We start from the raw sequence: 12,579 nt of genomic DNA, 5'->3' as shown, positions 1-12,579 counted from the left end.
TTTTCATGCGGCCACCCGTGTTTTTTCGAGGGATCGCCCGAGTTTACCAACCAATTCCTGCACCGCGCCGTAGTTGTCGCCTCGCTCTATCCATATTTCGCGTCCCCCTCGACCCCGGTGCTCGCGGCGCACAAACCCCATCTCTTCGTAGCGCCTCAAGGCGTTTGCAAAAGTGACCGCGGAGCCACCCTCCACTCGCTGGGTATCGCCTACCAGCATACCGGTGCGATAGCTGGTTCGCATCTGCTCGAGGAGGATTTTTTCCTGCACCCCTTCCTCGCCCAGGTCATCCCTGAGCGCCATGGCCACGTGGCGGTAGCTTTCCTTGAAGCACTCCAGAACGTTTCGCGTGGCCAGGGACAGGGGGTGGCTGGCCTGCAAGCTGGTGTCGACAACAGCCCCTTCCTCTCGGTAGTAAGCCATCAGGTCACCCACCACGCGGGGAATCTCCCCTCGCTCCGGCAAGGCAAACTCAAAACGAAACAGCTCGAGCCACCACCACACCTTGTCTGCGAGTTCTTCTTCCCTGCATCCGTTCGCGAGAATCGAGGTTACGAGCGACGGGACGAGGAATGCGTGAATGAGGTTGTTCTTATAAAAATCCATCGCTACGCGCCGGCCCTGCTTGACCACCAGTGCCTCCGCGTGCCCCTTGTCGATCACCCCCATCCGCTCGAGCAGTTCGTTGCTTTCCAGGAAGGAAACGCTTTCGCGAAAATCACCGAGGTTGCGTTCGAGCGAGGAGGTAAACGGTATGTCCTGTTGGCGGATTAGCCTCGCCAGGGCGTTGGCCTGCTGCCTGAAGTCCTCATAGCGCATGCCCGCGTGGGTCGCGCCGAGCAGCACGGTACAGGAAACAGACGTCGCGCCGGCCACCGACACGTCGTTAACTTCGCGGAGGATGCGGAAGCCAAGCTTTTGAACAAAGCGACGGAGCTCCTCCTCTACTTCGGGCACCCCCGCGCCCTCACTGAAACGGCCCCTGTTGTCACCCAACGCGTCGGCCAGAGAAATGGGTTCACCGAAGGAGGCGTACACGGTCCCGTATTTTTGCTTGAGAAAACGCCGGGCTTTCAACAACGCGCCGATACTCTCGGTTTCCTTCTCACCGCCGAGTAGTTCGTGCTGATAAGCGGCCTCTTCAACCACCCGGCCGTAATGTATCGAGACGGGAACCAGGAACAGGTCACTTCGCACCCCGCCGACGAAGGAGCTGACTATCGCCGACAACATGCCCAGCTTGGGCGTCATGATTTTACCAGTACGGCTGCGCCCACCTTCGATGAAGAACTCCTGGGTGTAGCCTTCCTTGATCAGGTAAGAAAGGTATTGCTGAAAGACCAGCTTGTAGAGTTCGTCCTCGCGGAAACTGCGCCTGACAAAGTAAGCACCCGCCGCCCGAAACAACGGGCCCATGGGCCAGAACGCCATGTTGGCACCTGCAAAAATATGCGGTGGGCTGACAAAGTTGAGATGAAAAAGGTAGGTAATAACAAGGTAGTCAAAGTGGCTGCGGTGGCAGGGAACGAGGACCACGGGGTGGTGTCTTACCTTGTCGACAACCTGCTCGAAGTTGATCGTCTCGAGGCCTGAGAACATTCGTCGCCATAGTTTCTGGAAGAGGTAGGCAATAACGCCGAATACGATGCCATTGAAGTTGGCGGCCATCTCTTCAAAATAGACTTCGGCCTGCTTGCGCAACTTACCCACGGGCGCGTGGGTTTCATCAGCTATTCTCCGTATACCGGCCGCCATTTCTTCGTTCTCGAGAACGGTGGCTTTAATCCGCCTACGCGATTGCAGCGCCGGGCCGAGCACGACGCGCTCCTCGCGTTGGAGGAAAATTTGAACGGCGCGCGAGAGTCGACGAGCCAGGCGTTCTTCGGAGTCTTCGCTGTAACGCTGGCTGAACTCGCTCATCGTTACTTCCATGCCCACCGTGATGAACAGGTCGTTGCGGTTCCACCAGTAGGCAAAAAGTTTGCGGGTATCACTGGGCGCGTCTTCAACGCTATAGATCACAGCGGATAAACCAGTCTCACGCTTGCGGAAGCTGTGCCCCCGGAACAAGGCGAGCGGGACCACGAAACGCTCGGTTGAGTTCATCCCGTGGACGACTTCACGCAGGTAGTCAGTGCCTACCCGGGAACCCGTAGGCCCGCGCCTGCCCCAGCTGAAAGACACGCGCGCGCGTCTGCCGCGCATGAAAATGAGAACCGGTTTGTTCTCCTTGACCGCCGCCGCGCAGTAGTCGTGGCCAAGTCCCTCGGGCTGCTCACTCCGCAGGTTAAGCACGCGGCCGAGCGTGTCGCGGAGCCTACGGAAGATCACGGTAAAAGGAGCGAGTACGGTGGTAGTAACCCCGTTGGCAAAAACCGGCAGGGGCAACCCTTCTCGACGCAGGACGTAGTTGACCAGGAAGTAATCAATCAGAGACCGATGGCGAAGAACGTAAACCACCGTGCCACGCTTGGCGAGATCTCTTATCTTGCGAACCGAACTTTCGTGGATAACCACTCCGCCGAACACCCGGCCGGCCACAAAGTCGGCGACCGAATTGAACACGCCGCGCATCGCCGAGGGGTGTACCGGACCGCTTTTGTCTTCAGCGACGGTGTTGTCCTCCTCTATATCGGGGCGTACTTGTTCGTCCATGTCAGTAATTTCGGGCCGTAGGCTAGAGCAATCTCTTTACCCCGGTCTTCTCAAGTATGGTTACCACCTCTCGAACGTCCTGGCTACGATCCTTGCGACATACCAACAGGGCATCGCCGCTGTCCACCACCACGAGGTCATCTACACCAACAAGTGCCACCATCTTGCCCTCAGAATAAACCATGTTGCCGCTGGAATCGACGCTGACAATGTCATCTCGAGACCTGTTGCCGTGAGCGTCTTCGGGCCAGGATTCACCCGCGACATCCCAGCTACCGACATCGCTCCAGTCAAAACTCGCCGGCACCATGGCGACCTTGTCAGAGTGCTCCATTATCCCGTAATCGACCGAAATCGAAGGCAGACCGGGGTATATTCGAGCAAGGGCGGCCTTGGATACCCGGCCGCGGCTGCGTTCCCTGTCCAAGCGACCGAGGGCATTTCCCAGTACCGGCAAATGCTCGGCGATTTCCTCGAGCAGTACGTCGGCTCGCCAGGCAAACATGCCGCTGTTCCAGAAGTAATTTTTGTTGGCGACGTAACGCCGAGCTCGTGCCAGCTTCGGTTTCTCATAGAACGCTGCTACTTGCCTGCCCCCGAGGCCGCCCGCGAGCGTTTTGCCTGCCTTCAGGTAACCATATCCAGTGGCCGGTCCACTGGGCGTTATCCCGAATGTTACCAATCTGCGCAGGTGAAAAGCCAACGCCAGGCCTTGCCTCATGTCAGCCAGGAATTCTTTTCGTTGTTCGATAAGGTGGTCGGCGGGCAGGACCAGCATGACGCCGTTCTCGTTGCGACGAGCGACTTCAAGCGCCGCCCAGCCCACGGCTGCCGCTGTGTTGCGGCCCACGGGTTCGGCCAGGACATTGCGCGCCGGCATCCACGGCAGGAGCTTTCGTACGCCGCTGGCCAGGGTCTCGCTGGTGACCACGAGAACGTTTTCATCTTCAACAAGGCCCCGTACCCGGGCCGCTGTTTCTTCGAGCATACTACTCGAGCCTGCGAGCGCCAGCACCTGCTTGGGGCGCTTGCGCCGACTCAGGGGCCAGAAACGCGAGCCAACACCACCCGCGACGATGATCACGTACCTATCTTTCCCAGCTGTTGTTTTTTTTGCCATATGGGTGGGAGATGATCGACCCACGCAAAGCGTAATGCAAGTGGCCTTGCCGCAGCAGCCGTTGACCAGCGAGCGCTCCGGGTTAATATGCCGCGGCGATGTTACTCAAGTTAATACTGCTCGCTTTCTTGCTCGTGTCGGTGTTCGAGGCGGCTTGCTACCTGCTCCTTCGATACGAGGACGCGGATATCACGCCTAGGCGGGACTCCCTTCCCACCGCGTCACTGCTGGCAGCATTTGCAGCCGAGTGCGTGGTGACGCTGTTTTCCTTGCTGACGCGACCATTCGGCCTCCTCGGCGGTAAGCTGTCGAATGGCCACGGCCGACCAGTGCTCCTGGTCCACGGTTGGGGCCAGAATCGCGCCAGCATGGCGCTGTTGGCCGCGCGCTTGCGCAGGGATGGCCGCGCTACGCAGTCGATCAATTACCCAAGCGTCTCCGAGTCGATGGAAATAAAGGCCGCGCTAGTGGCCTCTGCCCTGCGCTCGGCCGCTGCCTTGAGCGACGACGGTCTCGTGGACGTGGTGGCTCACAGCCAGGGCGGAGTCCTGGTTCGAGACGCGGCTGCTGGCCAACAGTGCTCTACCATCCTGGGAAACGTCATCACCCTCGGCTCTCCCCACCAGGGCACCGGGCTGGCGGCGGTTGTTCCTTTCAAGTCAGCGGCTCAGATGAAACGCAATTCACGCTATCTCGAACGCCTCGCCGCCGCCGAAGAAGGGGTTGCTTGGACCCACTTCGTGTCGATCGCATCGACTTTTGACGCGATCGTGTTTCCCAGGGAATGTTCAGAATACGCCCCCGGCATGAACGTGACCGTCAACGCTATCGGGCACAACTCGTTGCTGGTCGCAGGAGGCGTCTACGAGGTAGTGAAAGAAAACCTTTTTTATCTCCCTGAGTCCGTAGACCCGACTGGCCACGACAAAAAATGACTATACGCCGGGCCATCGTCGGTCCCGATTCACAGGGACGCAGGCTCGATAGGATAGTGGCCGATCTCACCGGTTGTGGGCGCAGGCGGGCGCGTAAGCTCATAGAGGAAGGCTGCGTACAGGTCGACGACCACTGGGCAGCGGCATCGAGTCTGCCCACCGTCGGAGCGCAGATCAGCATCGAACAGAGCAGTGAGGAGGTAGCACCATCCGAGCCAGCAGGGATGCGGATAGTCTGGAGTAACGACGCCGTTCTGGTGATGAACAAGCCAGCCGGTGTGCATTCACACAGGGGCTTACACAGCCCTTGTGCCGCTGATTACACGGCCGCGGCTTTTCCTGAAACCGTAGGCCTCGGGGCGAGCGACAATGAGAACGGAATCGTTCACCGACTGGACTGTTTTACGTCGGGATTGCTGATCGCCGCAAGAAACGAAAACGCCTACAAGGAGCTGCGACAACGCTTTGCCAGCGAGTTGGTCACGCGGCGCTACCTCGCCCTCGTGATGGGCCAGCTGGAGCACCCGCAGATAGTCGAACAAGCCCTGGTACGAACAGCCCGCAAAGTTCGCGCAGCCAGAGAAGAAGAAACCGGTTTAACGGCCCGTTCGCAGGTCAGGGCACTGGAGAACGGCCGTGACTGGGCGTTGCTGCTTGTAGAATCCACTACCGGGGCACCCCACCAGGTGCGCGCCCACTTGAGCTCGCTGGGACTGCCGCTGCTGGGGGACACTGAATATGGTGGCAAGCCGGCGCGTTTTCGCAAGGGCCAGCTGCTACACGCCGTCGGCCTTTCGCTGCACAGCGAAGCGGGCACGCGGCCCGTGTCTTTCCGCGCAGCAGCGCCCGGGGACTTCCTCCTGGAGCTAGCGAGCCTGAGAAAGAGAACCTGACCCGCAGCTTAGCTCTGCTTGCGGGGTGACGTCGCCTTGCGCGCGCTGCTTTTGCCAGCTCTACTTTTGCGGGGCGCGGGCTTCGGAGCCGAAGTCTTGCGGGGGGCAGGACTTCGCTTCGGTGTCTGCGCGAGCTTGTGACACTCGGTGCACTTGTTGTTCTTGTTGTCCTCGTCTTCGACGAGTCCTTCATCAAAGTTATGGCAGATCTGCTTGCAGTCGATGCAGATGAAGTAGATACCCTCTTTTTCTTTGGTCAAGCGTTCGCGGTTGAGAATCCGCCCTGCCAGTTTATCACGGCGTATGCCCAGGAGTTCGATGTACTGTCGCTTGATCTTGAGGCGACCCGCCGCGTCGAGTTCTGACTCATCGTCCGAAGGAGCGGCCTTAACTCCAGAAGGTTCATCAAACAAGCGGAAGGCTGTATCCCCGGACTCTTTTTTCCCGGCGCCTTTCCCTCTTTTTGTCGTTGCCATTACCAGCTACTGACCGGTGCGCTGCTTGTAGCTGCATTTTCCGCAGTGCCAGAAGAGACCTTTCTCTCCAGCCCCGGCGAAGCGCACTACTTTTAAGTCAGAATTGCACTCGGGACATTCAGGTACCAAGCCAGTTACTGTTTTGAGCGCGGTTTTGGCTTTCTTTTCGGCCATAGTTTTCTATTCCTGTTGAGCTTCCGGCGGAGTACCCGGTGAGCGTGCTGTTCCGTATGGGAGCTACCTGAGCAACCGAGGATACTACGGTGACCGGGAACGGAGCGCAAGTTCCGGCCCGCTATTGCAATGCTCTGTTGAATCCAGCAGGGTCGCCCGCGCAGCGCCCCGGCGGGACGCGCCCCACAAATGGCTTCGCAGAATACATCCCCTCGCGCTCCCAGTCCTAGGGCAGTCGAAAAATCAACGCTCAACGACGGGGACCGTGTAATACTCATCGACGCCAAGGGCCGAAGCTACTTCAAGCAGTTGCGTGCCGGCCATCGCATGACCATTCGCGGTACCATATTCAGGGCCGACGAAATCATAGGCACAGCTGAGGGCTGCGTAGCCGGAGACGGACCCGCGGCGGCTTTTCGCGTCTTCCGGCCCACTATTGCCGAGCTGGTGCCGGACCTCCCGAGGACAGCGGAGCCCGTTTTCGCTAAAGATCTCGGCCAGATACTCGTGCACACCGATATCAGGGCCGGCCTTTCGGCGCTGGAAATCGGTGTTGGCAACGGCATGCTTACCATCGCGTTGCTTGGGGCGGTGGGCGAACAGGGGCGCCTGTCGAGCTACGAGATACGAGAGGATTTTGCTGCCAGTGCTCGCAGTAACGTTGAGCGCCACGCGGGATCGTCAGCTAACTGGAAGATAACGGTGAGGGACGCGGCCCTCGGTCTCGATGAGACCGACTTCGACAGAGCCGTCGTCGACCTGCCGGATCCCGTACGCTGCCTGGACTCAATAGCCGGGGCGCTCAGGCCCGGTGGCCTGGTTGGGTTTTTTCTACCCACGGTTATGCAGGTCGCAAGCCTGCACGAAGGCCTCGAGAAGCATCCGTCTTTTCTCTATGCCGTCACCCGCGAGGTACTCGAGCGCAGCTGGCACGTCGAAGACGGTAGCATAAGGCCTGACCAACGCATGATAGGCCACACAGGTTTCGTAACGACTGTTCGCCGCTCGGCCGACTGACGGAACTCACTCCAATCCCAGCCATTTACCGAGCTCTGATACGTCGGCCAACTCGCCCTCTGCACCCGCAGCCAGGCCGCGACCGCTGAGATCGCCGATCCACACGGCCTTCATACCGCAAGCCACCGCGCCTTCGATGTCAGCCCTCAACGAATCTCCAACGTGCAGGCAGTGTTTGTCGGAGACGCCGAGCGCCTTGGCCGCGTGCCTGAATATTTCAGGGGCTGGCTTACGCCATCCAAGGTCATCCGAAATTATACTGGCGACGAAAAGCACGCTGAGGCCCTCGCGTTCGAGGATTCCGCGGGCCGTTTCCTGCTCGTCAAAATTAGAGACCAGCGCCAAGGGGTATTCATCAGCGAGTCTTCGCAGCGCGGCCAGTCGCGCTGCCGGACAGCTCACGACAGAGGCTATGGTCCTCATGTGCCTGCGGCTCAGCTCACCAGCCAACTCCTTCCTGTCGCCGGGCATGCCCGCCAACTCCAGCGCGCGACTGAAACGTTGCAGGGAAGAAACTTCGCGGTGGTCTTTTTCCACCCGTTTCCGAATTTCAAGGGAGGCTTCCATTATAGCCTCGTGAAATCGCTCTGCGCTCGGCGCCAGCGAGAAATCAGCGAGCAGGCCGGACAGATCATTCACCGAGGAGATCACCCTGCGCCCATTGATCTCCTCCATTGGCAAGGCCTGGGGATCGAAATCCACCAGCGTGCCGAAAAGATCCAGCAACAGCGCACGTGGAAGCGGTTCAGCGGCGGCCAAAAAATCGTCCTCCGAAAAGGACCAGCCCGCTGCCAGAGAGAAGAACAACTGTGTTGAGCGCCATCGACCAACCGTGCAGCTTCATGAACTCCGCGCGAGCGGACTCCAGTCCCCTGAGTTCAGCCATGTGCGGTTGCAACACGAACAGGGCCCAGCCCTGGCAAGCCAACATTATCATCAACACGACAACGACAATCGCCCAGGACCGATCGCCGCGTGCCATCCACCCGGCTCCCAGCAAAGCAGCCACGCCCGATCCCAGCCCGAGGCGGTAGTAAGCAGGGAAAACCAGCGCAGCAACGTCCCCGGCCATAGAACGTTCCAGCCCTGCAAACAGGCTCGGAAGCACTACCGCTGAAAACAACCACGCGCCGCCCACCCAGAGCACCAGTCCCCCGCGGAACAGGGCCATTGCCGTGCTATCGAGTCTTGCCTGTTTCATCCTGCACCCTGGCTTGCGCGTTGATCTCGGAGAAGCGCGGCCGCCCGCTCGCCACCCCAGCGTTAACGCAGCCGACATTTGCACACCGAAGATGTGTAGTCGATGCCCCTGGGGTGTATCATCGTTATTTGGTGGTTGTGAGGTGGTGATGGAAGACGACGGAACAAATCCTGACGATGCGCTTAACCGTACCCCGGGAGCAGAAGGCTCGGCTCACTGGTTTGGCTTTGAAGAAGAGGTTGAAGAAGTCGAGATTGGCTCGATTCTACCTGTCCTGCCCCTGCGCGGCATCTCGGTGTTCCCCTCTGCGATTCTCCCACTTCTGATTTCACGCGAGTCCTCGCTTGCCCTGATCGAGGAAACCCTGCTCGGCGACCGAGTACTCTCGCTGCATGCCCAGCGCGTTGCAGAGACAGAAGAATCGCGGGCCGAAGACCTTTACCCCAGGGGCTGCGCTGCGCGCATACTCAAGATGCTCAAGTACCCGGACGGCAGCATCCGCATACTCGTGCAGGGGCTACGCCGGGTTCACCTCGGCGAGACGACCCAGGACCAGCCGTATCTCAAGGCGAAGGTTGAACTGCTCGACGATCTCGACGACAGCGACCAGGAAACTAACGCAACCCGGGCCCGCGTGGTCGAAGCCTTCTCGCGGCTGGTGGAGTTGACCCCTTACCTCGCTGACGAGCTACAGGTGGTCGCCATCAACGTACGCTCGGCCGGGAAAGTTGCTGACCTCGTGGCCGCCAACGTCAACCTGCCGCTCGAAGAGAAGCAAGCACTGCTGGAAACGCTGGAAGTCGGGGTGCGGCTCAAACGCCTGCTGGCGATCCTCGACCGAGAGGTAGAGCTTCTCGAACTCGGCCAGCACATACAAGGACAGGTGCAGTCCGAGATGCACCGCAACCAGAAAGAGTTCTACCTTCGCCAGCAACTCAAGGCCATACAGAAAGAGCTGGGCGACGCAGACGGCAAGGGCGGTGAGACTGCCGCCATCGCCGAGCGCCTGGACGAGTCGGCTCCACCCGACGACGTACGCAAAATAGCGGACAACGAGCTGGAACGGCTGGCGATAATCCCTCCCGAATCAGCCGAACACACGGTGGTAAGAAGCTACGTTGAGTGGCTCGCCGATATCCCGTGGTCCAAGACCACGACTGACAATCTCGACACGGTTCACGCCGCCGAAGTACTTGATCATGACCATTTCGGGCTCGATAAGGTCAAGGATCGAATTCTCGAATTCCTCGCAGTGAGGCAACTGCGCAGCGACTCGAGAGGACCGATACTATGCCTCGTGGGCCCGCCCGGGGTTGGCAAAACCTCGCTCGGCCGCTCGGTTGCGCGGGCCATGGGCAGAAAGTTTCAGCGTATTTCGCTGGGCGGGGTGCGCGATGAAGCCGAAATCCGGGGCCACCGCCGTACTTACGTGGGCTCCATGCCGGGCCGCATACTGCAAGCCCTCAAACTGGCCGGGTCGATGAACCCAGTGTTCATGCTCGACGAGGTAGACAAGCTCGGCAGCGACATGCGGGGAGACCCCTCCTCGGCCCTGCTCGAAGTACTCGACCCCGAACAGAACTCGACCTTTCGCGATCACTATCTCGACGTACCGGTAGACCTCTCGCGGGTCTTGTTTCTCACTACCGCTAACTACCTCGACCCCATTCCCCCGGCGCTGCGCGACCGAATGGAAGTACTCGAACTTCCTGGCTACAGCGAGGAAGAGAAAATGCAGATCGGCAGGCGGCACCTGCTGCCGCGTCAGATAGAAGAAAACGGCCTGGCGGACATGAACGTTGAGTTCAAAGAGGAAGCATTGCTTGCACTCGTACGCGACTACACCAATGAGGCCGGCCTGAGGAATCTCGACAGGGAGATCGGCTCCGTGTGTCGCAAAATTGCGCGCACCGTGAGCGAGAACCGCAACGGCGGTAACGGCGGTAATTGTGACAAAAACGACTTTGCTGTTGATCGAGATGCTGTCACCCGCCATCTCGGCCCGCCGCGTTTTTCGAAAGAGGATGCTGGTGAGTTACAACCCCCGGGGGTAGCAACTGGATTGGCGTGGACGCCCAATGGTGGCGAGATACTCTTTGTCGAAGTCAGCCGCATGGCCGGCAAAAAGGGCCTGCTACTGACCGGACAGCTCGGCGACGTGATGAAAGAGTCTGCTCAAGCCGCGCTCAGTTTTCTCAGGGCCAATGCGGCGGTGCTCGGCCTCGAGCCTGACTTCTTCGAACACACCGACCTCCACCTGCACGTGCCCTCCGGAGCGATACCAAAGGACGGCCCGTCCGCTGGTGTGACGATTCTTTCGGCGATGGCCTCTGCGATGCTTGACCGGCCCCTGCCCAGCGGGCTGGCAATGACCGGTGAAATCACCTTGCGTGGAGCGGTGCTGCCGGTCGGAGGAATCAAAGAAAAAGTACTTGCCGCGCGCAGGGTGGGAATAACGTCCCTCATGGTGCCTGAGCGCAACAGGGTAGATGTGCTGGAGATCGAGCCTGAGCTGCGCAGTGACCTGAGGTTTTCCTACGTTGGAAGCCTGACCGAGGTGCTGGCGCTTACCCTTCCCGACCGTCTGCCGGTCAGTAGCGGCACCGGCCTGCAGCCCGAGCCCAACCCCTACCCCTGGAACAACTGATCGCGGCCGGAGGGCCCCCAGGGGTCACGCCCTGCCCGTCTCCAGCAACGCTTTTATAGCCAGCGCAGCGTTCCGATCGGCATCGGCTCGCAAGATCGCGGGAGCGGGCTGATTCAACAACTGCTGCAACTGATCGGCCCAGGCGCCCTCGGCAAGAAAAACCGGATCTATCTCGAGGCTACCCGGGCGAGCCTGCAGCCACTCAGATAGAACACGGTGTTCAGGAAATCCGTTCGGAACCGCGTAAAGCATGCGAGTCGAGTTGGCGAAGCAGTCTCCGATAATGCCGTAACCCGGCTTAGTGACCACCACGTCACAAGCAGAAATCACATCCCGGTGTGACAGCGACGGGGGAATCAACGAGAAGTCCTCGCGTTCGACCAGTTGATAGCCGGCAAGATAGACCACGCCGTCTCTGACCGGCGGTAAACCTACCTTGTTTTCAATTCCGTCCCTCAGGCTCACCAGCACCAGCGTGCAGTGCTCGTCAACGCCGAGTATCGAGGCGAGGCCCGCCCTGTCGAGCTTGCTTCGACAGCCGAGCAGGCCGGGTTTCTGTTTCACCGAAAAGGCCCGCATGGGCGCGGCGGGTTCTAGCTCCAGCAGAAGCTTGCAGTGGGAATAAGCCTCAGCGGCGATCTCTGCGTAGATGTCGAGGTCCATCTCCCGGTAAATCCAATCCCATGAAAAATTGGCCACCGCCACCGACGGCAAAGCAGCGAGTGCGGCTGCAGAAAATGCCAGCGGCGGGACATCGCCGTATACAAGATCGACGGTTTCTCCAAGACGGTCGGCTTCGGCAGACACCTTGTCCCGGTAGTCTCGGTACCATTCGGCCAGAGCCGCGATGGTCGATGGCCGGTCGACCTGCATTTCGCTGGCCTGCAGTACGCCCACGTCGCAGGGTTCACTGCTCCAGTTGCTGACCGGCCCGAGGGCTTTCGGCCAGAGTTGTCGTGGTGCAGCCGTTACCACCTCGAGTTCAACCGGAATCAACTCCGAGAGGCGCTCAAGAATCTGTCCACTGCGGACGGTGTGGCCATAGCCATGGCCTGAAAGGTAGACCGCTATGCGGAAAGGCCTTGTTCTGTCAGTCGAGTTCCCCAGCTCAGGAAACAGAGAACGACGTGCCGCAGCCGCAGGTCGCCGTGGCTCCAGGATTGAGGAATTTCAAGCCGGCGCCGTGAAGACCGTCGACCCAGTCGAGCTCCAAGCCCTGCAGGAGATCGACAGCGTCGGCCTGAACGTAAATAGCTACACCTTGACTGCGCATCTCCACGTCGCCCTCCCCGGGCCCCGCCACAAAGGCCAAACTGTATTCGTAGCCCGAGCAGCCACCATTAGTTACACCCAGGCGCAGGCCGCTGACAGAGCTGGCCTTCCCGGCCATGCTTTTTTTGATGTGGCTGGCCGCTGCCTCGCTGAGAGTTACGAAGTTGTCCGACATGCTGTAATTGTAAG

11 protein-coding genes are annotated in these 12,579 nt (G+C 59.8%); 4 read left to right on the top strand and 7 right to left on the bottom strand.

The window, feature by feature from the left end:
* Positions 1-3: 3 nt before the first annotated feature.
* Both EYQ35_12325 and EYQ35_12320 read right to left on the bottom strand, forming a co-directional pair.
* Complete coding sequence (locus tag EYQ35_12325) at positions 4-2,655, bottom strand: hypothetical protein (protein HIF64920.1); 2,652 nt, start codon at positions 2,653-2,655, stop codon at positions 4-6.
* Positions 2,656-2,677: 22 nt separating this feature from the next.
* Positions 2,678-3,775, bottom strand: coding sequence for a mannose-1-phosphate guanylyltransferase (locus tag EYQ35_12320; GenBank protein HIF64919.1), 1,098 nt, complete (start codon positions 3,773-3,775; stop codon positions 2,678-2,680).
* 98 nt (positions 3,776-3,873) lie between these two features.
* Here EYQ35_12320 and EYQ35_12315 point away from each other — a divergent pair, with 98 nt between their 5' ends.
* Together EYQ35_12315 and EYQ35_12310 are read left to right on the top strand one after the other, a co-directional pair.
* Positions 3,874-4,710, top strand: coding sequence for a hypothetical protein (locus EYQ35_12315; GenBank protein HIF64918.1), 837 nt, complete (start codon positions 3,874-3,876; stop codon positions 4,708-4,710).
* Positions 4,707-5,603, top strand: coding sequence for an RluA family pseudouridine synthase (locus EYQ35_12310; GenBank protein ID HIF64917.1), 897 nt, complete (start codon positions 4,707-4,709; stop codon positions 5,601-5,603). Before EYQ35_12315 ends, EYQ35_12310 begins: the two co-directional genes overlap by 4 nt.
* Before the next feature lie 8 nt (positions 5,604-5,611).
* On the opposite strand, the gene EYQ35_12305 is transcribed toward EYQ35_12310, so the two are convergent.
* Positions 5,612-6,016, bottom strand: a complete 405-nt coding sequence (locus EYQ35_12305; protein ID HIF64916.1) for a hypothetical protein — start codon at positions 6,014-6,016, stop codon at positions 5,612-5,614.
* Between the two features lie 426 nt (positions 6,017-6,442).
* Here EYQ35_12305 and EYQ35_12300 point away from each other — a divergent pair, with 426 nt between their 5' ends.
* Positions 6,443-7,270, top strand: coding sequence for a tRNA (adenine-N1)-methyltransferase (locus tag EYQ35_12300; GenBank protein ID HIF64915.1), 828 nt, complete (start codon positions 6,443-6,445; stop codon positions 7,268-7,270).
* A 6-nt stretch (positions 7,271-7,276) separates the two neighbouring features.
* On the opposite strand, the gene EYQ35_12295 is transcribed toward EYQ35_12300, so the two are convergent.
* A complete protein-coding gene (locus tag EYQ35_12295) occupies positions 7,277-8,077 on the bottom strand; it encodes an HAD family hydrolase (protein ID HIF64914.1) in 801 nt (266 codons plus the stop codon).
* A complete protein-coding gene (locus tag EYQ35_12290; GenBank protein ID HIF64913.1) occupies positions 8,016-8,549 on the bottom strand; it encodes a DUF4149 domain-containing protein in 534 nt (177 codons plus the stop codon). Before EYQ35_12290 ends, EYQ35_12295 begins: the two co-directional genes overlap by 62 nt.
* A 13-nt stretch (positions 8,550-8,562) precedes the next feature.
* On the opposite strand from EYQ35_12290, the gene lon reads away from it, so the two are divergent.
* Positions 8,563-11,118, top strand: coding sequence for an endopeptidase La (lon, locus tag EYQ35_12285; protein ID HIF64912.1), 2,556 nt, complete (start codon positions 8,563-8,565; stop codon positions 11,116-11,118).
* Positions 11,119-11,142: 24 nt separating this feature from the next.
* Here lon and EYQ35_12280 read toward each other — a convergent pair whose 3' ends face one another.
* Together EYQ35_12280 and EYQ35_12275 are read right to left on the bottom strand one after the other, a co-directional pair.
* On the bottom strand, positions 11,143-12,114 hold the full coding sequence (locus tag EYQ35_12280) for a hypothetical protein (protein ID HIF64911.1): 972 nt from the start codon (positions 12,112-12,114) through the stop codon (positions 11,143-11,145).
* 112 nt (positions 12,115-12,226) lie between these two features.
* Complete coding sequence (locus EYQ35_12275; protein HIF64910.1) at positions 12,227-12,565, bottom strand: iron-sulfur cluster assembly accessory protein; 339 nt, start codon at positions 12,563-12,565, stop codon at positions 12,227-12,229.
* Positions 12,566-12,579 lie beyond the last annotated feature (14 nt).

This window comes from Candidatus Binatota bacterium (assembly GCA_012960245.1).
Taxonomy (GTDB): Bacteria; Desulfobacterota; Binatia; order UBA1149; family UBA1149; genus UBA1149.
This window is presented reverse-complemented; position numbering and strand designations above follow the sequence as displayed.